Below are 19,324 nucleotides of genomic sequence, written 5' to 3' on the forward strand. Positions count from 1 at the left end.
CGGCCTGAGATCTACCTACCCCCAGTAAGCCCCCGACGGGTTCGGGAACCGGCTGAAGATTGAAGGAATATCTGATGGCTCGTCGTCGTCGTCCCGAAAAGCGGGAAATCCTGCCTGATCCCGTATACGGGGATGAGGTTCTGACCAAGTTCATGAATTCGGTGATGCTGGACGGCAAGAAGTCCGTCGCCGAAGGCATCGTCTATTCGGCATTCGAAACCGTCGAGAGCCGCGCGAAGCGCGACCCGCTGGGCGTGTTCCACGATGCGCTCAACAACGTGAAGCCGAACATCGAAGTGCGTTCGCGCCGCGTCGGTGGTGCGACCTACCAGGTCCCGGTCGAAGTCCGCTTCGAGCGTGCCCAGGCGCTTGCCATCCGCTGGCTGATCGCCTCGGCTCGCAACCGCAGCGAGAACACCATGTCGGCCCGCCTGTCGGGCGAGCTGATGGACGCTGCCAACAACCGCGGCAACGCCGTCAAGAAGCGCGAAGACACGCACCGCATGGCGGAAGCGAACCGCGCCTTCTCGCACTACCGCTGGTAAGCGCAGGCGGTGGCTTTTCACCGCTGAACTAACCGCCTATATCGTGGGGAGCGGGCGTCATGCCTCGCTCCCCACATTGCTAAGGAAGCACGATCATGGCCCGCAGCCATCCGCTCGAACGGTATCGTAACATCGGCATCATGGCGCACATCGACGCCGGCAAGACGACCACCACCGAGCGTATTCTTTACTACACCGGCAAGTCCTACAAGATCGGCGAAGTGCACGAAGGCACCGCCACCATGGACTGGATGGAGCAGGAGCAGGAACGCGGCATCACCATCACCTCGGCGGCAACCACCTGCAAGTGGCGCGCCGAAGAGGGCAAGGGTGAAGAGCACCTGATCAACATCATCGACACCCCCGGCCACGTCGACTTCACCATCGAAGTCGAGCGTTCGCTGCGCGTGCTCGACGGTGCGGTCGCCTGTTTCGACGGCGTTGCCGGCGTCGAGCCGCAGTCGGAAACCGTGTGGCGTCAGGCCGACAAGTACGGCGTGCCGCGCATGTGCTTCGTCAACAAGCTCGACCGCACCGGCGCCGACTTCTATTTCTGCGTCGACTCGATCATCGAACGCCTCGGTGCGCGTCCGGCGGTCCTGTATCTCCCGATCGGTATCGAAGGCGGCTTCAAGGGCCTCGTCGACCTGGTCGAGAACCGCGCGATCATCTGGCTCGAAGAGTCGCTGGGCGCGAAGTTCGAATATCAGGACATTCCGGAAGACATGAAGGAAAAGGCTGCGAAGTATCGCAGCGACCTGATCGAAATGGCCGTCGAGCAGGACGACGACCTGATGGAAGCCTATCTCGAAGGCAACGAACCGTCGGTCGCCGATCTGAAGAAGCTGATCCGCAAGGGTACGCTGGGCATGCAGTTCGTGCCGATCGTCTGCGGTTCGGCGTTCAAGAACAAGGGCGTGCAGCCGCTGCTCGACGCCGTTGTCGACTATCTGCCTTCGCCGCTGGACATTCCGGACGTGCAGGGCGTGAAGCTCGACGGCGAGACCCCGGATTCGCGTCCGGCGTCGGATACCGCGCCGCTGTCGCTGCTGGCGTTCAAGATCATGAACGACCCGTTCGTCGGCTCGCTGACCTTCGCCCGCATCTATTCGGGTACGCTGACCAAGGGCAGCTACCTGAACTCGGTGAAGGACAAGAAGGAAAAGATCGGCCGTATGCTCCTCATGCACGCGAACTCGCGTGAGGACATCGACGAGGCGCGTGCCGGTGACATCGTCGCCATCGCGGGCCTGAAGGAAACGACGACCGGCGACACGCTGTGCGACGCTTCGAACCCGATCATCCTGGAACGCATGGAGTTCCCGGAACCCGTCATCGAGCTGTCGGTGGAACCGAAGACCAAGGCCGACCAGGAAAAGATGGGCATCGCGCTCAACCGCCTGGCTGCCGAGGATCCCTCGTTCCGCGTGTCGACCGACCATGAATCGGGCCAGACGATCATCAAGGGCATGGGTGAACTTCACCTCGAAATCCTCGTCGATCGCATGAAGCGCGAATTCAAGGTGGAAGCGAATGTCGGTGCGCCGCAGGTGGCGTATCGCGAATATCTCGCCAAGCCGGTCGAACTGACCTACACCCACAAGAAGCAGTCGGGTGGTTCGGGCCAGTTCGGCGAAGTCAAGGTCAAGGTCGTCCCTGGCGAGCGTGGCTCGGGTTACCAGTTCTTCGACGAGATCAAGGGCGGCAACATTCCGCGCGAATATATCCCGTCGGTGGAAAAGGGTATGCGCGAGACGGCGCAGACCGGTTCGCTGATCGGCTTCCCGATCATCGACTTCGAAGTGCACCTGATCGACGGCAAGTACCACGACGTCGACTCGTCGGCACTGGCGTTCGAAATCTGCGCGCGTGGCGCGATGCGCGAAGCGGCCCAGAAGGCCGGCATCAAGCTGCTCGAGCCGATCATGAAGGTCGAGGTCGTGACCCCGGAAGACTATCTGGGCGACGTCATCGGCGACATGAACAGCCGTCGTGGCCAGATCCAGGGCACCGACAGCCGCGGCAACGCGCAGACTGTCGAAGCGATGGTCCCGCTCGCCAACATGTTCGGCTATGTGAACCAGCTCCGCTCGTTCACGCAGGGCCGTGCGCAATACTCGATGCAGTTCTCGCACTATGACGAAGTGCCGCAGAACGTTGCTGACGAAGTGAAGGCGAAGATGGCCTGAGGCGCACGGGGCTAAGCCAGCTTAGCCCCGAGACGCCGCAAGGCCGGCCGGCGGGGCGGTCGCAAGATCGCTCCGACCGACGACGAATTTACTTCGTCGTCCTCTCCCCGGTTCGGGGGCTGGCATTACGAAACAACACCCGCTAAAGGGCCGCGTTCGCGTGGCCCCGGCGGCACCGAATTCGAATCAGAAGGTAGGAAAATGGCTAAGGCAAAATTCGAGCGGAACAAGCCGCACCTCAATATCGGCACCATCGGTCACGTCGACCACGGCAAGACCTCGCTGACCGCCGCGATTACCAAGGTGCTGGCGGACACGATGGGCGGCGTCGCCGTCGACTTCGCCAACATCGACAAGGCCCCGGAAGAGCGCGAGCGCGGCATCACCATCTCGACCGCGCACGTCGAGTATGAGACCGCCAACCGTCACTATGCGCACGTCGACTGCCCGGGTCACGCCGACTATGTGAAGAACATGATCACCGGCGCGGCGCAGATGGACGGCGCGATCCTGGTCGTGTCGGCCACCGACGGCCCGATGCCGCAGACCAAGGAGCACATCCTGCTCGCCAAGCAGGTCGGCGTTCCCACCATGGTCGTCTTCCTGAACAAGGTCGACCTGGTCGACGACGAGGAAATCCTCGAACTCGTCGAAATGGAAATCCGCGAAGAACTGTCGAAGCGTGAATTCGACGGCGACAACATTCCGATCATCCGTGGTTCGGCCACCTGCGCCCTGTCGGGTTCGGACGCCAAGCTCGGCCAGGAAGCCATCCTGGAACTGATGAAGGCGGTCGACGAGTCGATCCCGCAGCCGGAACGTCCGCTGGACAAGCCGTTCATGATGCCGATCGAAGACGTGTTCTCGATCTCGGGTCGTGGCACCGTGGTCACCGGCCGCGTCGAAACCGGCGTTGTGAAGGTCGGCGAAGAAGTCGAAATCGTCGGCATTCACGAGTCGGTCCGCAAGACCGTCGTCACCGGCGTCGAAATGTTCCGCAAGCTGCTCGACCAGGGCCAGGCCGGCGACAACATCGGCGCTCTGATCCGCGGCGTCGCCCGTGACGAAGTGGAGCGTGGTCAGGTTCTGGCGAAGCCGGGCTCGATCACCCCGCACACCGACTTCCAGTCGTCGGTGTACGTGCTGTCGAAGGACGAAGGTGGCCGTCACACGCCGTTCTTCGCCAACTATCGTCCGCAGTTCTACTTCCGCACCACGGACGTCACCGGCACCATCGAACTGCCGGAAGGCACCGAAATGGTCATGCCGGGCGACGAAGTCGCGCTGGGCGTGAAGCTGATCGCACCGATCGCCATGGACGTCGGCCAGCGCTTCACCATCCGTGAAGGCGGTCGTACCGTCGGCGCAGGGGTTGTCAGCGGCATCGACAAGTAATATAGCGACTCGAACAGGTGGCGGTCCCCGGAGACGGGGGCCGCCATTTGCTATTTTATGAGGGCACCTCGCTTGTAGCTGGGGTTCCCACTAAGCCATTCGTTGTTAATCAAGAGCCGTCCCAACGGCCCGCTCTTTCGCATCGGTAGGACCATGGACAACAATATCCGTATTCGCCTGAAGGCGTTCGACCATCGCGTGCTCGACCAGGCTGCCGGCGACATCGCCGACACCGCCCGTCGCACCGGCGCCCTGATCCGTGGACCCATTCCGCTGCCCACGCACATCGACAAGTTCACGGTCAACCGCGGCCCGCACATCGACAAGAAGTCGCGCGAGCAGTTCGAGACCCGCACCTACAAGCGTCTGCTCGACATCGTGCAGCCGACCCCGCAGACCGTCGACGCGCTCATGAAGCTCGACCTCGCGGCAGGGGTGGACGTAGAGATCAAGCTGGCGTAATAGCCAGCTTCCGCGACGTAGGGTGATTCCGCCCTGCGTCGCGCTTTCGCTTCCCGTCGGTCCGTTCTGGACAGTGGCGGTAGAGGCCGGGAAAGCAACCACAGGGATACCGAACGGCACCGCGCTTGCGGGCAAGGTGCCGTTGTCCGCGTCCCCGCTATCGTTGATGCAGCCCTTCGGTGGGGGAATATCGGCGATGTCTGGCCCTGGCGGGGGCGTGCAGATCGCAAGGGCTGGGGCTTCGGAGGCGGGTGACCGCGCACCGGGGCCTTTTTCGTTAGGCAAGCTCGTCGTCAAGACGAGCCTCTGTTGGAGGAGTTGGTCATGCGTACTGGTGTGATCGCGAAGAAAATGGGTATGACCCGGCTGTTCCAGGACGACGGGCGCCACGTGCCCGTCACCGTCCTGCAGCTGGAAGACGTGCAGGTCGTCGCCCGTCGTGAAAAGGATCGTGACGGTTACGTTGCGGTGCAGCTCGGCGCCGGCGTTGCCAAGGCGAAGAACGTCGCCAAGCCGCAGCGTGGCCATTTCGGCAAGGCCGAAGTGACCCCGAAGGCGCGCGTGGTCGAGTTCCGCGTTGCGGACGATGCGCTGCTCGATGTCGGTGCCACCATTGGTGCCGATCACTATGTCGCCGGCCAGATGGTCGACGTCTCGGGCCGCACGCAGGGCAAGGGCTTTGCCGGCGCCATGAAGCGCTGGGGCTTCGGCGGTCTGCGCGCGACGCACGGCGTGTCGGTCTCGCACCGTTCGCACGGTTCGACCGGTCAGCGTCAGGATCCGGGCAAGGTCTTCAAGAACAAGAAGATGGCCGGCCACATGGGCGACCGTAACCGCACGCAGCAGAATCTGCAGGTCGTGTCGACCGACGTCGAGCGTGGGCTGATCTTCATCAAGGGTTCGGTTCCCGGTCACAAGGGCAGCTGGCTGACGGTCAAGGACGCGGTGAAGGTCGCGCGCCATGCCGACGCGCCGTATCCCGCGGGCCTGAAGAGCGCCAACAGCAACGACGCGGCCGCACCGGCAGCGACCGACGGCCAGGAGGGCTGATCATGAAGGTCAAGGTACAGACCCTCGACGCCGTCGAAAGCGGCGATATCGAGCTGAACGACGAGGTGTTCGGCCTCGATCCGCGTGCGGACATTCTGCACCGGGTCGTGACCTGGCAGCTCGAAAAGCGTCGCGGCACCGCTCGCGGCACCCGCGAGCGCGCCGATGTCGCGCGGTCGGGCAAGAAGCTGGGTCGCCAGAAGGGCGGCGGTGTGGCTCGTCACGGCGATCGCCGCGCACCGGTGTTCATCGGCGGTGGTAAGGCGCACGGCGCCCGCGTCCGCGACTTCAACCCGGGCCTGAACAAGAAGGTGCGCGCCCTGGGCCTGAAGATGGCGCTGTCGAGCCACGCCAAGGCGGGTTCGTTGGTCGTCCTCGACGGCCTGAACGTCGAGAACGGCAAGACCCAGGTCCTGCTCGGCAACCTCGCCAAGCTCGGCTTCGGCAAGACCTCGCTGGTCATCGACGGCGACGCGGTGGAAAACACCTTCGCGCTGGCCGCGCGCAACCTCCGTCAGGTCAATGTCCTGCCGGCCGGTGGCGCCAACGTCTATGACATCCTGAAGCACGACACGCTGGTGCTGACCCGCGCCGCCGTCGAAAAGCTGGAGGCCCGCTTCAATGGCTAAGCAGCAGCAGGCGATCGACATCCGTCACTACGACGTGGTGCTCGCTCCGCACATCACCGAAAAGGCGACGATGCTCTCCGAGCATAACGCCGTCGTCTTCAAGGTCGCGAACAAGGCGTCGAAGCCGGAGATCAAGGCAGCGGTCGAAGCGCTGTTCAACGTCACCGTCACCGGCGTGAACACGATCGTGACCAAGGGCAAGACCAAGAAGTGGAAGGGCGCGCCCTACACTCGCTCGGACTTCAAGAAGGCGATCGTGACGCTGGCCGAAGGCCAGTCGATCGACATTACCGAGGGGGCCAAGTAACATGGCACTCAAGCAATATAACCCGACGACGCCGTCGCAGCGCGGCCTGGTCCTCATCGACCGTTCGGCGCTGTACAAGGGTCGTCCGGTCAAGTCGCTGACCGAGGGCAAGACCAAGACCGGTGGTCGCAACAACAAGGGCCATGTGACCTCGCGCGGCATCGCCGGCGGTCACAAGCAGCGCTACCGCATCATCGACTTCAAGCGTCGCCTGTGGGACGTCGAGGGCACTGTGGAGCGGATCGAATATGATCCCAACCGCACCGCCTTCATCGCGCTCATCAACTATGGTGCGGACGAAGCGGGCAAGGACCGCGTCGCCTACATCATCGCGCCGCAGCGTCTGAACGTCGGCGACAAGGTGATCGCGGGCAAGAAGACCGACGTGAAGCCGGGCAACGCGATGGAACTGGGCCAGGTGCCAGTCGGCACGATCGTCCACAACATCGAGATGAAGCCGGGCAAGGGCGGTCAGATTGCGCGTTCGGCCGGCACCTATGTGCAGGTCGTCGGCCGCGACAAGGGCATGGTCATCGTCCGTCTGAACTCGGGTGAGCAGCGCTACATCCACGCCGCCTGCATGGCGACGATTGGTGCGGTGTCGAACCCCGACAACCAGAACCAGAATCTGGGCAAGGCCGGCCGCAACCGCTGGAAGGGCATCCGCCCGCTGACCCGTGGTGTCGCCAAGAACCCGGTCGACCACCCGCACGGCGGTGGTGAAGGCCGGACCTCGGGCGGCCGTCACCCGGTCACCCCGTGGGGCAAGCCGACCAAGGGCGCGCGCACGCGGCACAACAAGGCGACGGACAAGATGATTATCCGTAGCCGTCACGCGAAGAAGAAGGGCTAAGCGATGGCTCGTTCCGTATGGAAGGGTCCGTTCGTGGACCTCAACCTGCTGAAGAAGGCAGAAGTGGCGCAGGACGCCGGCACCCGTGCCGGCCCGATCAAGACCTGGTCGCGCCGCTCGACCATTCTCCCGCAGTTCGTCGGCCTGACGTTCAACGTCTATAACGGCCGCAAGTTCGTGCCGGTTTCGGTCAACGAAGACATGGTGGGCATGAAGCTGGGCGAGTTCGCTCCGACCCGCTTCTTCCCCGGCCACGCCGCCGACAAGAAGGGCAAGCGCTGATGAGCAAGCAGGCAGCACCCCGTCGCGTTGGTGACAAGGAAGCGCTGGCAGTCGCGACTCAGGTCCGCGGCTCGGCTCAGAAGCTGAACCTCGTCGCCGCGCTCATCCGCAACCGCAAGGCCGGTGACGCGATGAACATCCTCGCCTTCTCGAAGAAGGCGATGGCGGTCGATGTCCGCAAGTGCCTCGCTTCGGCGATCGCGAATGCGGAAAACAACCACAACCTCGACGTCGACGCGCTCGTCGTCAAGGAAGCCTCGGTCGGCAAGTCGATCACGATGAAGCGTTTCGCGACCCGCGGTCGCGGCAAGTCGACGCGCATCCTGAAGCCGTTCAGCCGCGTGCGCATCGTCGTGTCCGAGGTGGAGGAAGCGTAATGGGTCACAAGTCCAATCCCATCGGTCTGCGTCTGCAGATCAACCGCACCTGGGACAGCCGTTGGTATGCCGAAGGCGCCGACTATGGCCGTCTGCTGCTGGAGGATCTCAAGATCCGCCAGTACATCCTGAAGACGCTGCCGCAGGCCGCGATCTCCAAGGTGGTCATCGAGCGTCCGGCCAAGCTGTGCCGCATCTCGATCTTCGCGGCCCGTCCGGGCGTGATCATCGGCAAGAAGGGCACCGACATCGAAAAGCTTCGCAAGAAGCTGGGCACGATGACCGGTTCCGACGTGTCGCTGAACATCGTCGAAATCCGCAAGCCGGAAATCGATGCGAAGCTCGTCGCACAGGGCATTGCCGATCAGCTCGAGCGTCGTATCGCCTTCCGCCGCGCCATGAAGCGTGCGGTGCAGTCGGCGATGCGCCTGGGTGCCGACGGCATCCGCGTCGCTTGCGGCGGTCGTCTGGGCGGTGCGGAAATCGCCCGTTCGGAAGGCTATCGCGAAGGTCGCGTTCCGCTGCACACGCTGCGTGCCAACCTCGACTATGCCGAGGCCGAAGCGCACACCGCGTATGGCGTCTGCGGCGTCAAGGTCTGGATCTTCAAGGGTGAGATCCTCGGCCATGACCCGATGGCGCAGGACCGGCTGATGATGGAGGCCCAGACCTCCGGCGTGCGCCCCGCGCGCGACGATCACCGCCGCTAAGGATGATTTGAGATGCTGCAACCAAAGCGCACCAAGTTCCGCAAGGCCTTCAAGGGCCGCATCCATGGCGATGCCAAGGGCGGTACGTCGCTGAACTTCGGGTCGTACGGCCTGAAGGCGATGGAGCCGGAGCGGATCACCGCCCGCCAGATCGAGGCGGCTCGCCGCGCGATCACGCGTCACATCAAGCGCCAGGGCCGCTTGTGGATCCGGATCTTCCCGGATCTGCCGGTGTCGTCGAAGCCTGCCGAAGTCCGCATGGGCTCGGGCAAGGGTTCGCCCGAATTCTGGGTCGCCCGCGTCAAGCCGGGTCGCATCCTGTTCGAACTGGACGGCGTGCCCGGTCCGCTCGCCGCGGAAGCGTTCTCGCGCGCCGCGATGAAGCTGCCGATCGCGGTCAAGGTCGTTGCCCGCCTGGGCGACACCTCGCACCTGGAGGGTTGATAATGACGAAGGCAACCGATCTTCGCGCAAAGAGCGACGACCAGCTGGTCGAGGAACTGTCGAGCCTGAAGCGTGAGGCGTTCAACCTCCGTTTCCAGGCGGCGACCAGCCAGCTGGAAAAGCCGACCCGCGTGAAGGAAGTCCGTCGCGACATCGCACGGATCAAGACGCTGCAGGGCGAGCGTTCGCGCTCGTCCGACAAGTAAGGACGAGAGACATGCCGAAGCGCGTGCTGACCGGGATGATCGTCTCGGACAAGACCGACAAGACGGTGGTGGTCAAGGTGGAGCGGAAGGTTAAGCACCCCCTCTACGGCAAGATCATCCGCCGTTCGAAGAAGTACCATGCCCATGACGAGGGCAATGAGTATCGCGAAGGCGAGACCGTGCGCATCGAAGAGACCGCGCCGATCTCGAAGCTGAAGACCTGGAAGGTGATCGAGCGGGTGAACACCCACGCGACGCCGGCGGAAGTCGCAGCCGAGGCGTAAGCCTCTGCGGGGTGGGGCGGTTAAACGCCCCATTCCCGTAGACGTCATCCCAGCGTAGGCTGGGATCTCCTTCCACGGGAGCGCGCTCTCGTGGATCGATGCCCCAGCCTACGCTGGGGCGACGGCATACGGGAATGGCAGGGACGATCACCGTCCCACCCCAAGCAATTCCGGGGTCAGACCCGGATGTGACGAACATTCGCGGAGAGGCGCTTGCCTTTTCGCCATGGGGCGGTTAATGGGCCGCTCCCCCCGGCGCGGTATGCCCGCAGCCGGGGGTTCATTTTTAGCAGGCGGGGTCCGGTCGGAATCGGCCCCATAGGGTAAGGAATCGCATCCATGATTCAGATGCAATCCAATCTCGATGTCGCGGACAACAGCGGCGCGAAGCGGGTGCAGTGCATCAAGGTGCTTGGCGGGTCCAAGCGCCGCGTGGCGGGCGTCGGTGACGTCATCGTCGTCAGCATCAAGGAAGCCGCTCCGCGCGGCCGCGTGAAGAAGGGTGACGTGCATCGCGCCGTCATCGTTCGCACCGCCAAGGACATCCGTCGCACCGACGGTTCGGTGATCCGCTTCGACGGCAACGCCGCGGTGCTGGTCAACAAGAACGAGGAGCCGATCGGCACCCGTATCTTTGGCCCGGTGGTCCGCGAGCTGCGCTCGAAGGGCTTCATGAAGATCATCTCGCTCGCCCCTGAGGTGCTGTAATGGCTGCTGCCAAGATCAAGAAGGGCGACACCGTGATCGTCCTGTCGGGCAAGGACAAGGGTAAGACCGGCCAGGTCACCCAGTCGATGCCGAAGGACGGCAAGGTCGTCGTCGCCGGCGTGAACATCGCCGTCCGCCACAAGAAGCCGAACCAGGCCGACCCGCAGGGTGGTCTGGTGCGTTCGGAAGCGCCGCTGCACGTAAGCAAGGTCGCGCATGTCGTCGACGGCAAGCCGACCCGCGTCCGTTTCGAAATCCGTGACGGCAAGAAGGTCCGGGTCGCCGTGAAGGGCGGGGAGGTCATCAATGGCTGATAAGTACACGCCGCGCATGAAGTCGATCTATGACGATCGCATCGTGAAGGCGATGACCGAGAAGTTCGGTTACAAGAACGCGCTCGAAGTGCCCCGGATCGAAAAGATCGTCCTGAACATGGGCGTGGGTGAAGCGACGCAGGACAAGAAGAAGGTCGAGCAGGCCAGCTCCGAAATGGAGCTGATCGCGGGCCAGAAGCCTGTCGTCACCAAGGCGAAGAAGTCGATCGCGCAGTTCAAGCTGCGTGAAGGCATGGCGATCGGCTGCAAGGTCACGCTGCGCCGCGAGCGGATGTATGAATTCCTCGATCGCTTCATCACCATCGCGCTTCCCCGCGTCCGCGACTTTCGTGGCCTGAACCCGAAGTCGTTCGACGGCCGTGGCAACTATGCCTGCGGCATCAAGGAACAGATCGTGTTCCCCGAAATCAACTATGACCGCATCGACAAGGTGCGCGGCATGGATGTGATCGTGACCACCACCGCCAAGACCGACGACGAGGCTCGCGAGCTTCTGCGTCTGTTCGGTTTCCCCTTCCCGCAGGAAGCGGAAGCCGAGGAAAAGAAGGCGGCGTAATGCGGTCCGCCCCCGGCGACGGGGGCGGCCGTTCGCTTTAACAAAGAGAGCTTAAGTCCATGGCGAAACTGAGTTCCGTGAACAAGAACGAGCGCCGTCGCGCACTCGTCAAGAAGTTCGCGCCCAAATATGCGAAGCTGAAGGCGATCGCAGCCGATACGTCGCTCGACGAAACCGAGCGTCTGATCGCGCGGCTGAAGATGGCCGAGATTCCCCGCAACGGGAATCCGACCCGCATCCGCAACCGTTGCGAGCTGACGGGTCGTCCCCGCGGCTATTATCGCAAGTTCCGTCTCGCCCGCGTCATGCTGCGTGAACTGGCCAACAAGGGCCTGATCCCCGGCGTCACGAAGTCGAGCTGGTAAGGAACACAGCAATGGCATTGACCGATCCCCTGGGTGACATGCTCACCCGCATCCGCAACGGCCAGCGCGCGCGCAAGGACAGTGTCCTGACGCCTGCCAGCAAGTTGCGGGCCCGTGTCCTCGACGTGCTGCAGCGCGAGGGCTATATCCGTGGCTATAGCGAAGAGCAGATGGGCCCCGCGGCCGGCATCCGCATCGAGCTGAAGTATTTCGAAGGCCAGCCGGCGATCAAGCACGTCGCGCGCGTCTCGAAGCCCGGCCGTCGCGTCTATTCGGGTTCGCAGGAGCTGCCGAAGGTGCGCAACGGCCTCGGCATCACCATCGTCTCGACGCCGCGTGGCGTTCTGTCCGACGCCGAAGCGCGCGAACAGAATGTCGGTGGCGAAGTCCTCGCGGAGGTCTTCTGATGAGCCGCATTGGTAAGAAGGCAGTCCCGGTTCCGGCCGGCGTGACCGCCAACATCGCAGGGCGCGAGCTGAGCGTTAAGGGCCCGAAGGGCACGCTGACGCTGCCGCTGGCCGACGACATCGCCTATGCCGTCGAAGGCGACAGCATCTCGGTGCAGCCGGCCAACGACACCAAGCGCGCTCGCGCGTTCTGGGGCATGCAGCGCACGCTCGTGCAGAATCTGATCACCGGCGTGACCACCGGCTTCACCAAGAAGCTGCTGATCACCGGCGTCGGCTATCGCGCCGCGGCCCAGGGCAAGAACCTGAAGCTGCAGCTCGGCTACAGCCACGACGTCAACATCGACGTGCCGGAAGGCATCGAGATCAAGACGCCCGATCAGACCACGATCGAAATCAGCGGGATCGACAAGCAGAAGGTCGGTCAGATCGCTGCCGAGATCCGTCGTTGGCGTAAGCCCGAGCCGTACAAGGGCAAGGGCATCAAGTACGACGGCGAGTTCATCTTCCGCAAGGAAGGGAAGAAGAAGTAATGACCAAGGGTCTCTCCCTCTTCGAGAAGCGCCGTCGGCGCAATCGCACCGCGCTCAAGGCGCGTTCGGGCGGCCGTGCGCGGCTGTCGATCCATCGTTCGGGCAAGCACATCTATGCCCAGGTCATCGACGATGCAGCGGGTCGCACCGTTGCCTCGGCGTCGACGCTGGAAAAGGACGTGCGTGGCACTTCGGGCGCGAACATCGCTGCCGCGACGGCAGTCGGCACCCGCGTAGCGGAAGCGGCCAAGGCCGCCGGCGTGACGCAGGTCGTGTTCGACCGTGGCGGCTTCCTGTTCCACGGCCGCGTCAAGGCGCTGGCCGAGGCCGCCCGCGAAGCCGGATTGGAGTTCTAAGACATGGCTGACGAAAACAATCAGGCCGAAGCGCCCGTCGTCGAAGCGACGGGTGGCGAGCAGCCGCAGGGCCGTGGGCCCCGTGGTGGCCGTGGTCGTGGCGGCCCCGGCGGCGACAACCGTGGCCGTGGCGGCCGTGACGGCAACCGTGGCCGTCGCGACGATCGTCGCGGCGCCGAGGATGGCGGCGAGGAGCTGATCGAAAAGCTCGTCCACATCAACCGCGTGTCGAAGACCGTGAAGGGCGGCAAGCGCTTCGGTTTCGCAGCACTCGTCGTCGTCGGCGATGGCAAGGGCCGCGTCGGCTTCGGCCATGGCAAGGCGCGCGAAGTGCCGGAAGCCATTTCGAAGGCGACCGCCGCTGCCAAGAAGGCGATGGTCCGCGTGCCGCTCAAGGACGGTCGCACGCTGCATCACGACGGCAACGGTCACTTCGGTGCCGGTCGCGTGACGGTGCGTTCGGCTCCGGCCGGTACCGGCATCATCGCGGGTGGCCCGATGCGCGCCATCTTCGAATCGCTGGGCGTGGCCGACGTCGTGACCAAGTCGGTCGGCACGTCGAACCCGTACAACATGATCCGTGCGACCTTCGAGGCGCTGAACGACCAGTCGTCGCCGAAGGCGGTGGCCCAGCGTCGCGGCAAGAAGATCGCCGACCTGCTGGGTCGTGGCGGATCGCAGACCGCCGAGGCTGATGCCGCGGCGATCGTGGAGTAACGAGCGATGGCAACCGTCAAGATCACCCAGACCGGGTCGCCGATCCGCCGGACCAAGGACCAGCGCGCGACGCTGATCGGTCTCGGCCTTAACAAGATGCACAAGACCGTGGAACTGGCCGACACCCCCGAGGTGCGTGGCATGATCCGCAAGGTGCAGCACATGGTGTCGGTCGAAGGCTGAGGCCTTCCACCTTTACCGGTGACAAATGCGGGGAAGGGGGCTAATCGGCCCCCTTCCTCATTTTCTATCAGCGCGAACATAGCGAAAGCGAGTGCAACACATGAAACTCAACGAAATCCGTGACAACGACGGCGCCCGCAAGAGCCGGATGCGCGTCGGCCGGGGCATCGGCTCGGGCAAGGGCAAGACCGCCGGCCGTGGCCAGAAGGGCCAGAAGAGCCGCGAAGGTGTCTCGATCAACGGCTTCGAGGGCGGTCAGATGCCGCTTCACATGCGGATCCCGAAGCGCGGCTTCAACAACATCTTCGCCAAGGATTACGCCGAAGTGAACCTCGGTGCGATTCAGAAGGCGGTCGACGCCGGCAAGATCGAAGCCGGCGCGTCGCTCGATCACGCTGCGCTGAAGGCGGCGAACCTGGCCCGTGGCGGCAAGGACGGCGTCCGTCTGCTCGGCAAGGGCGAACTGAACGTGAAGCTGGCCTTCACCGTTGCCGGTGCGTCGAAGTCGGCCATCGAAGCGGTCGAAAAGGCCGGTGGTTCGGTGTCTGTCATCGAAGTCGTGCCCGCGCACGAAAAGGCCGCTGCCAAGAAGGGCAAGACGCTCGCCGCCAAGAAGGCCGCGCACGCCTGAGGTCCCACCCGCTCGGTTCGAGCAGCTTCGAGCCTGTCGAGAAGCGTCTGTTGAGAACTCCCGCCTAGCGGACCGCGTTCTCGATACGCGCTCTCGACAAGCTCGATCGCTACTCGAACTGAACGGCATGAACGGACGGGGGTGAGCGCGCTCCCCCTTAGACATCCCGGCAGCAACCCCTATATGGTCGCCGGGGGGTGGGCTGATGGCCCGCCAGCATCATTCGGGACATATCCATGGCAGCCGCCTCAGACGGTCTTGCGACCAATCTCAATCTGTCCAAATTCGGTCAGGCGACCGAACTCAAGAAGCGCCTGTGGTTTACGCTCGGAGCACTGATCGTGTTCCGCATGCTGAGCTATGTGCCGCTGCCGGGCATCGACCCGACGCAGCTCGGCCTGCTCGCGAACCAGACCCAAGGCGGCGTTCTCGATTTCTTCAACACCTTTTCGGGCGGTGCGCTGACGCGCATGTCGGTCGTCGCGCTGGGCGTCATGCCCTATATCACCGCGTCGATCGTCGTGCAGCTCGCCACCTCGCTCTCGCCCCAGCTCGCCGCCATCAAGAAGGAAGGCGAATCGGGCCGCAAGAAGCTGAACCAGTATACCCGCTACGGCACGGTGCTGCTGACCGCGATCCAGGGCTATACCATCGCCGTCGGGCTGGAGGCATTCGGTGCCTCGGCCGGCGCGCAGGCGGTGATCGAGCCGGGCATGACCTTCCGCATCGCCGCGGTCATCTCGCTGATCGGCGGCACGATGTTCCTGATGTGGCTGGGTGAGCAGATCACGAGCCGCGGCATCGGCAACGGCATCTCACTCATCATCATGGCCGGTATCGTCGCGCATCTGCCGACGACCTTGGTCCAGCTGTTCGAGGGCAGCCGGTCGGGCACGATGAACCCGCTGACGCTGATCGGCATCATCGTGGCGGTCGCCGGCCTGGTCCTGTTCATTTGCTTCATGGAGCGCGCCCAGCGCCGCATCCTCATCCAGTACCCCAAGCGTCAGACCGCGCGCGGGGTGCAGGCGGATCGCAGCCACCTGCCGCTGAAGATCAACACCGCGGGCGTGATCCCGCCGATCTTCGCCTCCTCGCTGTTGCTGATGCCGGTGACGATCACCCAGTTCGCCGGACAGGCGACGGCAGGTGAAAGCCGCTGGGGCGATTTCATCATCACCCTCAACCAGTATCTGGCGCATGGTCAGCCGCTGTACATGCTGCTGTACGGCGCGGGCATCGTGTTCTTCTCGTTCTTCTACACCGCGATCGTCTTCAATCCCGAAGAGACCGCCGACAATCTGAAGCGCTATGGCGGGTTCATCCCCGGCATCCGCCCGGGCAAGAATACCGAGAATTACTTCGATTACGTGCTGACCCGGATCACGGTCATCGGCGCGGCCTATCTGGTCATCATCTGCCTGTTGCCCGAATATCTGGTATCGGCGCTGTCGATTCCCTTCTATCTGGGCGGCACCAGCCTGCTCATCGTCGTGAACGTGACGATGGATACGGTGACGCAGATCCAGTCGCATTTGCTGGCGCACCAGTATGGCGACCTCATCAAGAAGGCCAAGCTGAAGGGCGGACGCCTGCGCGGCTGAGCGTAACAGGACTAAGGGGGCAGCTATGGACATCATCCTTCTCGGACCGCCGGGGGCGGGCAAGGGCACCCAGGCCGCGCGGCTCGAAACGGCGCGCGGCATGGTGCAGCTGTCGACCGGCGACATGCTGCGCGCAGCGGTCAAGGCGGGCAGCCCGGTGGGGCTGCAGGCCAAGGCGGTGATGGACGCCGGCGAACTGGTGTCCGACGCTATCGTGTCGGCGCTGATCGGCGAACGGCTCGACCAGCTGGGCGACCGCGGCGCGATCTTCGACGGATATCCGCGTACCGCCGCCCAGGCCGATGCGCTGGACCTGCTGCTCGAACATCGCGGGCGTCAGCTGACCCATGTGATCGAGCTGGTGGTGGACGAAGATGCGCTGGTCGAGCGGATCGTCGGTCGCTTTACCTGCGCCAATTGCGGCGCGGGCTATCACGACACGTTCAAGCAGCCTGCCGTCGCCGGCGTCTGCGACGCGTGCGGCGCGACCGACTTCAAGCGCCGACCCGACGATAACGAGGAAACCGTGCGCACGCGCATGGTCGAATATCGGGCAAAGACCGCGCCGATCCTGCCGCTGTACGAGGCGCGTGGCCTGGTCCACCGGGTCGACGGCATGGCCGACATGGACGATGTGACGACGCAGATCGCGGCGATTCTCGACAAGTGAGGGATGGGGCGGGCTCCGGTCCGCCCTGTTCGATTTTCGACGCCTTTCCTTCGTCACCCCGGGCTTGACCCGGGGTCCCGCTTCCTTGCCGACAGCAGAGAAAAAAGCGGGACCCCGGATCAAGGCCGGGGTGACGATGACATTGGGGTATATACTGTCGCCTTTGCGCCTATCCTTGTCGCATTGACGCGTCGCCTGCCACCCCACGTCCCGTCCCGAATTTGGTTCCGTCCACCGGTTGACAGGGTGGGAATCGGTCCGTATCAGCACTCTACCCCGACATACCGGTTACGGCGGCGCTTTCGCGCGTTCGCCGCGATCGCGCGTGACGGGTTTCAACGCTACGAGATGGGGTGCCGCTGCCATGCGGGGCCTCGTGGAGCTGGGAGAATTTAGTTCATGGCACGTATCGCGGGTGTTAATATCCCGACCAACAAGCGCGTCATCATCGCGCTGCAGTACATTCACGGCATCGGTCCGGCCAAGGCCAAGCAGCTGACCGATCAGCTGGGCATCGCTGCCGAGCGTCGCGTCCAGGACCTGAGCGATCAGGAAGTCCTTCAGATCCGCGAAGCGATCGACGCGAACCACACCGTGGAAGGTGACCTGCGTCGCCAGACCGCGATGAACATCAAGCGTCTGATGGACCTCGCCTGCTATCGTGGCCTGCGTCACCGCAAGGGCTTGCCGGTTCGCGGCCAGCGCACGCACACCAACGCGCGCACCCGCAAGGGCAAGGCGAAGCCGATCGCGGGGAAGAAGAAGTAAGGCGTTAAGAAAACAGTCCGGGGGACTGTTTTTAGCCTTACTCCGTCGGAGACAGGTTTGAGGCTGATCGCCTCCCGGTCGCCGTACCACGCAAGATACTCTGGTCAGGAACCACACCAAAATGGCACGTGAACCGCAGCGCCTTCGCCGTCGCGAGCGCAAGAACATCACCGCCGGCGTCGCGCATGTGAACGCCAGCTTCAACAACACCATGATCACCATCACCGATGCGCAGGGGAATGCGATCAGCTGGTCGTCGGCCGGCATGATGGGCTTCAAGGGCTCGCGCAAGTCGACCCCGTACGCCGCGCAGGTCGCCGCCGAGGATGCTGGCCGCAAGGCGGCCGATCACGGCGTGCGCACGCTCGAAGTCGAAGTGAAGGGCCCGGGTTCGGGTCGTGAGTCGGCGCTCCGCGCGCTCCAGGCCGTCGGTTTCCAGATCACGTCGATCCGCGACGTGACCTCGATCCCGCACAACGGCGTGCGCCCGTCGAAGCGTCGCCGCGTCTGATTCGTGCCTGCCGCCCCGCCGGGTTCGTCCGGCGGGGCCGTTCTTTCATGGCGCGGACCCGTCCTTTCCGCGCCGCCAAGCTAGGGGAAGCCCGTGTCCGTCAACGCTAAGAACTGGCAGGAACTCAAGAAGCCGAGCGGCCTCGAGAAGAAGCCGGGCGGCGATCCCAAGCGCCGTTCGACCTTCGTGGCCGAGCCGCTGGAGCGTGGGTTCGGCCTGACGCTCGGCAACGCGCTGCGTCGCGTGCTGCTGTCGTCGCTGCAGGGCGCCGCCGTCACCTCGATCAAGATCGAGAACGTCCTTCACGAATTTTCCAGCCTTGCCGGCGTCCGCGAGGACGTGACCGACATGGTGCTGAACGTGAAGCAGATCGCACTGAAGATGCAGGGCGAAGGCCCGAAGCGTCTGCAGCTGTCGGTCACTGGTCCGGCGGAAGTGAAGGCCGGCGACATCGCCGTCACCGGCGATATCGAGGTCATGAACCCCGATCTGGTGCTGTGCCATCTCGACGATGGTGCGACGCTCAACATGGAACTGACCGCCGACGTCGGTAAGGGCTATGTGCCCGCCGCCGGCAACCGTCCGGCCGATGCGCCGATCGGTCTGATCCCGGTCGATGCGCTGTATTCGCCGGTGCGCCAGGTCAGCTACAAGGTCGAGAACACCCGCGTCGGGCAGGAACTGGATTACGACAAGCTGACGCTGACCATCGAAACCGACGGCACCGTCACCCCTGAGGACGCGCTGGCCTATGCCGGTCGCATCCTTCAGGACCAGCTGGCGCTGTTCGTCCACTTCGACGATTCGACGCTGCCCCGCGCTGCCGCCACCGGTACGCAGGTCGCAGCACCGCAGAGCGAAGGTCAGGGCGATACCGCGCAGATCAATCGTTACCTGCTCAAGAAGGTCGACGAACTCGAACTGTCGGTTCGTAGCGCCAACTGCCTCAAGAACGACAACATCATCTATATCGGCGATCTGGTCCAGAAGACCGAAGCCGAGATGCTGCGCACCCCGAATTTCGGTCGCAAGTCGCTGAACGAAATCAAGGAAGTGCTGTCGTCGATGGGCCTTCGCCTCGGCATGGACATCCCCGGATGGCCGCCCGAGAACATCGAAGAGATGGCGAAGAAGCTCGAGCAGGAGATTATGGGCTGATTTTGCACCGGGGCAGGCGCGCCTGCCCCGGAGGCAAAACCAGCCCGGCCGGCGGCTTTCCAGGCCGTCCGACGGCACGGGCTTGGCCC

Annotated in this window: 29 protein-coding genes; all 29 read left to right on the forward strand. The window is 63.9% G+C overall.

Annotated features, from left to right (window positions below; all coding sequences use genetic code 11):
* The first annotated feature begins 74 nt into the window (after positions 1 to 74).
* The 29 genes from rpsG (at position 75) to MF609_RS12770 (ending at position 19,235) form a co-directional block, all read left to right on the forward strand.
* Positions 75 to 545, forward strand: a complete 471-nt coding sequence (gene rpsG, locus MF609_RS12630; protein WP_055763657.1) for a 30S ribosomal protein S7 — start codon at positions 75 to 77, stop codon at positions 543 to 545.
* Between the two features lie 95 nt (positions 546 to 640).
* The gene (fusA, locus tag MF609_RS12635; RefSeq protein ID WP_242416667.1) at positions 641 to 2,734 is read left to right on the forward strand and encodes an elongation factor G; all 2,094 of its coding nucleotides are present in this window, start codon (positions 641 to 643) and stop codon (positions 2,732 to 2,734) included.
* A gap of 201 nt (positions 2,735 to 2,935) precedes the next feature.
* Entirely contained in the window at positions 2,936 to 4,129 is a 1,194-nt protein-coding gene (gene tuf, locus MF609_RS12640; protein WP_242116017.1) for an elongation factor Tu, read from the forward strand.
* Between the two features lie 153 nt (positions 4,130 to 4,282).
* Positions 4,283 to 4,591 (forward strand): 30S ribosomal protein S10, encoded by a 309-nt coding sequence (gene rpsJ / locus MF609_RS12645; RefSeq protein WP_033921125.1) that lies wholly within the window; start codon positions 4,283 to 4,285, stop codon positions 4,589 to 4,591.
* Between the two features lie 324 nt (positions 4,592 to 4,915).
* The gene (gene rplC / locus MF609_RS12650; RefSeq protein ID WP_242416668.1) at positions 4,916 to 5,641 is read left to right on the forward strand and encodes a 50S ribosomal protein L3; all 726 of its coding nucleotides are present in this window, start codon (positions 4,916 to 4,918) and stop codon (positions 5,639 to 5,641) included.
* Positions 5,642 to 5,643: 2 nt separating this feature from the next.
* Positions 5,644 to 6,270, forward strand: a complete 627-nt coding sequence (gene rplD / locus MF609_RS12655) for a 50S ribosomal protein L4 (RefSeq protein WP_242416669.1) — start codon at positions 5,644 to 5,646, stop codon at positions 6,268 to 6,270.
* Positions 6,263 to 6,577 carry a 50S ribosomal protein L23 gene (locus MF609_RS12660; RefSeq protein WP_066689627.1) on the forward strand — a complete coding sequence of 105 codons (315 nt, stop codon included), beginning with the start codon at positions 6,263 to 6,265 and terminating at the stop codon, positions 6,575 to 6,577. The genes rplD and MF609_RS12660 overlap by 8 nt, the downstream gene beginning before the upstream one ends.
* Before the next feature lies 1 nt (position 6,578).
* The gene (rplB, locus tag MF609_RS12665; RefSeq protein ID WP_242416670.1) at positions 6,579 to 7,430 is read left to right on the forward strand and encodes a 50S ribosomal protein L2; all 852 of its coding nucleotides are present in this window, start codon (positions 6,579 to 6,581) and stop codon (positions 7,428 to 7,430) included.
* A gap of 3 nt (positions 7,431 to 7,433) precedes the next feature.
* The gene (gene rpsS, locus MF609_RS12670) at positions 7,434 to 7,712 is read left to right on the forward strand and encodes a 30S ribosomal protein S19 (protein ID WP_055763302.1); all 279 of its coding nucleotides are present in this window, start codon (positions 7,434 to 7,436) and stop codon (positions 7,710 to 7,712) included.
* Positions 7,712 to 8,089, forward strand: a complete 378-nt coding sequence (gene rplV / locus MF609_RS12675) for a 50S ribosomal protein L22 (protein ID WP_066689625.1) — start codon at positions 7,712 to 7,714, stop codon at positions 8,087 to 8,089. The genes rpsS and rplV overlap by 1 nt, the downstream gene beginning before the upstream one ends.
* Positions 8,089 to 8,799: a 30S ribosomal protein S3 gene (rpsC, locus tag MF609_RS12680; protein ID WP_242416671.1), complete on the forward strand. Its 711-nt coding sequence runs from the start codon at positions 8,089 to 8,091 to the stop codon at positions 8,797 to 8,799. The genes rplV and rpsC overlap by 1 nt, the downstream gene beginning before the upstream one ends.
* A gap of 12 nt (positions 8,800 to 8,811) precedes the next feature.
* Positions 8,812 to 9,243: a 50S ribosomal protein L16 gene (rplP, locus tag MF609_RS12685; RefSeq protein WP_055790394.1), complete on the forward strand. Its 432-nt coding sequence runs from the start codon at positions 8,812 to 8,814 to the stop codon at positions 9,241 to 9,243.
* A gap of 2 nt (positions 9,244 to 9,245) precedes the next feature.
* Entirely contained in the window at positions 9,246 to 9,449 is a 204-nt protein-coding gene (gene rpmC / locus MF609_RS12690) for a 50S ribosomal protein L29 (RefSeq protein WP_066689623.1), read from the forward strand.
* 11 nt (positions 9,450 to 9,460) lie between these two features.
* Entirely contained in the window at positions 9,461 to 9,733 is a 273-nt protein-coding gene (rpsQ, locus tag MF609_RS12695) for a 30S ribosomal protein S17 (protein ID WP_055763313.1), read from the forward strand.
* Positions 9,734 to 10,072: 339 nt separating this feature from the next.
* Positions 10,073 to 10,441, forward strand: coding sequence for a 50S ribosomal protein L14 (gene rplN / locus MF609_RS12700; protein WP_055790388.1), 369 nt, complete (start codon positions 10,073 to 10,075; stop codon positions 10,439 to 10,441).
* Positions 10,441 to 10,755, forward strand: a complete 315-nt coding sequence (rplX, locus tag MF609_RS12705) for a 50S ribosomal protein L24 (RefSeq protein ID WP_242416672.1) — start codon at positions 10,441 to 10,443, stop codon at positions 10,753 to 10,755. Before rplN ends, rplX begins: the two co-directional genes overlap by 1 nt.
* Complete coding sequence (gene rplE, locus MF609_RS12710; protein ID WP_066689621.1) at positions 10,748 to 11,332, forward strand: 50S ribosomal protein L5; 585 nt, start codon at positions 10,748 to 10,750, stop codon at positions 11,330 to 11,332. Before rplX ends, rplE begins: the two co-directional genes overlap by 8 nt.
* Before the next feature lie 59 nt (positions 11,333 to 11,391).
* The gene (gene rpsN, locus MF609_RS12715; protein WP_055763324.1) at positions 11,392 to 11,697 is read left to right on the forward strand and encodes a 30S ribosomal protein S14; all 306 of its coding nucleotides are present in this window, start codon (positions 11,392 to 11,394) and stop codon (positions 11,695 to 11,697) included.
* A gap of 11 nt (positions 11,698 to 11,708) precedes the next feature.
* Positions 11,709 to 12,104 carry a 30S ribosomal protein S8 gene (rpsH, locus tag MF609_RS12720; protein WP_033921102.1) on the forward strand — a complete coding sequence of 132 codons (396 nt, stop codon included), beginning with the start codon at positions 11,709 to 11,711 and terminating at the stop codon, positions 12,102 to 12,104.
* A complete protein-coding gene (rplF, locus tag MF609_RS12725; RefSeq protein WP_242416673.1) occupies positions 12,104 to 12,637 on the forward strand; it encodes a 50S ribosomal protein L6 in 534 nt (177 codons plus the stop codon). The genes rpsH and rplF overlap by 1 nt, the downstream gene beginning before the upstream one ends.
* Entirely contained in the window at positions 12,637 to 12,993 is a 357-nt protein-coding gene (gene rplR / locus MF609_RS12730; RefSeq protein ID WP_242116025.1) for a 50S ribosomal protein L18, read from the forward strand. Before rplF ends, rplR begins: the two co-directional genes overlap by 1 nt.
* A 3-nt stretch (positions 12,994 to 12,996) precedes the next feature.
* A complete protein-coding gene (gene rpsE / locus MF609_RS12735; RefSeq protein ID WP_242416674.1) occupies positions 12,997 to 13,710 on the forward strand; it encodes a 30S ribosomal protein S5 in 714 nt (237 codons plus the stop codon).
* Between the two features lie 6 nt (positions 13,711 to 13,716).
* Positions 13,717 to 13,893: a 50S ribosomal protein L30 gene (rpmD, locus tag MF609_RS12740; RefSeq protein ID WP_055763335.1), complete on the forward strand. Its 177-nt coding sequence runs from the start codon at positions 13,717 to 13,719 to the stop codon at positions 13,891 to 13,893.
* Between the two features lie 100 nt (positions 13,894 to 13,993).
* Complete coding sequence (gene rplO / locus MF609_RS12745; RefSeq protein WP_242416675.1) at positions 13,994 to 14,524, forward strand: 50S ribosomal protein L15; 531 nt, start codon at positions 13,994 to 13,996, stop codon at positions 14,522 to 14,524.
* Between the two features lie 236 nt (positions 14,525 to 14,760).
* On the forward strand, positions 14,761 to 16,128 hold the full coding sequence (gene secY, locus MF609_RS12750; protein ID WP_242416676.1) for a preprotein translocase subunit SecY: 1,368 nt from the start codon (positions 14,761 to 14,763) through the stop codon (positions 16,126 to 16,128).
* A gap of 25 nt (positions 16,129 to 16,153) precedes the next feature.
* Positions 16,154 to 16,798: an adenylate kinase gene (locus tag MF609_RS12755; protein ID WP_242416677.1), complete on the forward strand. Its 645-nt coding sequence runs from the start codon at positions 16,154 to 16,156 to the stop codon at positions 16,796 to 16,798.
* A 399-nt stretch (positions 16,799 to 17,197) separates the two neighbouring features.
* Positions 17,198 to 17,566, forward strand: coding sequence for a 30S ribosomal protein S13 (gene rpsM / locus MF609_RS12760; protein ID WP_110152885.1), 369 nt, complete (start codon positions 17,198 to 17,200; stop codon positions 17,564 to 17,566).
* A 121-nt stretch (positions 17,567 to 17,687) separates the two neighbouring features.
* On the forward strand, positions 17,688 to 18,077 hold the full coding sequence (gene rpsK / locus MF609_RS12765; RefSeq protein WP_055763349.1) for a 30S ribosomal protein S11: 390 nt from the start codon (positions 17,688 to 17,690) through the stop codon (positions 18,075 to 18,077).
* Between the two features lie 93 nt (positions 18,078 to 18,170).
* A complete protein-coding gene (locus MF609_RS12770; protein ID WP_066689613.1) occupies positions 18,171 to 19,235 on the forward strand; it encodes a DNA-directed RNA polymerase subunit alpha in 1,065 nt (354 codons plus the stop codon).
* Positions 19,236 to 19,324 lie beyond the last annotated feature (89 nt).

Source organism: Sphingomonas panni, assembly GCF_022664435.1.
GTDB classification, from domain to species: Bacteria; Pseudomonadota; Alphaproteobacteria; order Sphingomonadales; family Sphingomonadaceae; genus Sphingomonas; species Sphingomonas panni.

Coding starts and splice junctions, on each gene's coding strand:
- rpsG (WP_055763657.1), top strand. CDS start 75: ATGGCTCGTCGTCGTCGTCCCGAAAAGCGGGAAATCCTGCCTGATCCC.
- fusA (WP_242416667.1), top strand. CDS start 641: ATGGCCCGCAGCCATCCGCTCGAACGGTATCGTAACATCGGCATCATG.
- tuf (WP_242116017.1), top strand. CDS start 2,936: ATGGCTAAGGCAAAATTCGAGCGGAACAAGCCGCACCTCAATATCGGC.
- rpsJ (WP_033921125.1), top strand. CDS start 4,283: ATGGACAACAATATCCGTATTCGCCTGAAGGCGTTCGACCATCGCGTG.
- rplC (WP_242416668.1), top strand. CDS start 4,916: ATGCGTACTGGTGTGATCGCGAAGAAAATGGGTATGACCCGGCTGTTC.
- rplD (WP_242416669.1), top strand. CDS start 5,644: ATGAAGGTCAAGGTACAGACCCTCGACGCCGTCGAAAGCGGCGATATC.
- MF609_RS12660 (WP_066689627.1), top strand. CDS start 6,263: ATGGCTAAGCAGCAGCAGGCGATCGACATCCGTCACTACGACGTGGTG.
- rplB (WP_242416670.1), top strand. CDS start 6,579: ATGGCACTCAAGCAATATAACCCGACGACGCCGTCGCAGCGCGGCCTG.
- rpsS (WP_055763302.1), top strand. CDS start 7,434: ATGGCTCGTTCCGTATGGAAGGGTCCGTTCGTGGACCTCAACCTGCTG.
- rplV (WP_066689625.1), top strand. CDS start 7,712: ATGAGCAAGCAGGCAGCACCCCGTCGCGTTGGTGACAAGGAAGCGCTG.
- rpsC (WP_242416671.1), top strand. CDS start 8,089: ATGGGTCACAAGTCCAATCCCATCGGTCTGCGTCTGCAGATCAACCGC.
- rplP (WP_055790394.1), top strand. CDS start 8,812: ATGCTGCAACCAAAGCGCACCAAGTTCCGCAAGGCCTTCAAGGGCCGC.
- rpmC (WP_066689623.1), top strand. CDS start 9,246: ATGACGAAGGCAACCGATCTTCGCGCAAAGAGCGACGACCAGCTGGTC.
- rpsQ (WP_055763313.1), top strand. CDS start 9,461: ATGCCGAAGCGCGTGCTGACCGGGATGATCGTCTCGGACAAGACCGAC.
- rplN (WP_055790388.1), top strand. CDS start 10,073: ATGATTCAGATGCAATCCAATCTCGATGTCGCGGACAACAGCGGCGCG.
- rplX (WP_242416672.1), top strand. CDS start 10,441: ATGGCTGCTGCCAAGATCAAGAAGGGCGACACCGTGATCGTCCTGTCG.
- rplE (WP_066689621.1), top strand. CDS start 10,748: ATGGCTGATAAGTACACGCCGCGCATGAAGTCGATCTATGACGATCGC.
- rpsN (WP_055763324.1), top strand. CDS start 11,392: ATGGCGAAACTGAGTTCCGTGAACAAGAACGAGCGCCGTCGCGCACTC.
- rpsH (WP_033921102.1), top strand. CDS start 11,709: ATGGCATTGACCGATCCCCTGGGTGACATGCTCACCCGCATCCGCAAC.
- rplF (WP_242416673.1), top strand. CDS start 12,104: ATGAGCCGCATTGGTAAGAAGGCAGTCCCGGTTCCGGCCGGCGTGACC.
- rplR (WP_242116025.1), top strand. CDS start 12,637: ATGACCAAGGGTCTCTCCCTCTTCGAGAAGCGCCGTCGGCGCAATCGC.
- rpsE (WP_242416674.1), top strand. CDS start 12,997: ATGGCTGACGAAAACAATCAGGCCGAAGCGCCCGTCGTCGAAGCGACG.
- rpmD (WP_055763335.1), top strand. CDS start 13,717: ATGGCAACCGTCAAGATCACCCAGACCGGGTCGCCGATCCGCCGGACC.
- rplO (WP_242416675.1), top strand. CDS start 13,994: ATGAAACTCAACGAAATCCGTGACAACGACGGCGCCCGCAAGAGCCGG.
- secY (WP_242416676.1), top strand. CDS start 14,761: ATGGCAGCCGCCTCAGACGGTCTTGCGACCAATCTCAATCTGTCCAAA.
- MF609_RS12755 (WP_242416677.1), top strand. CDS start 16,154: ATGGACATCATCCTTCTCGGACCGCCGGGGGCGGGCAAGGGCACCCAG.
- rpsM (WP_110152885.1), top strand. CDS start 17,198: ATGGCACGTATCGCGGGTGTTAATATCCCGACCAACAAGCGCGTCATC.
- rpsK (WP_055763349.1), top strand. CDS start 17,688: ATGGCACGTGAACCGCAGCGCCTTCGCCGTCGCGAGCGCAAGAACATC.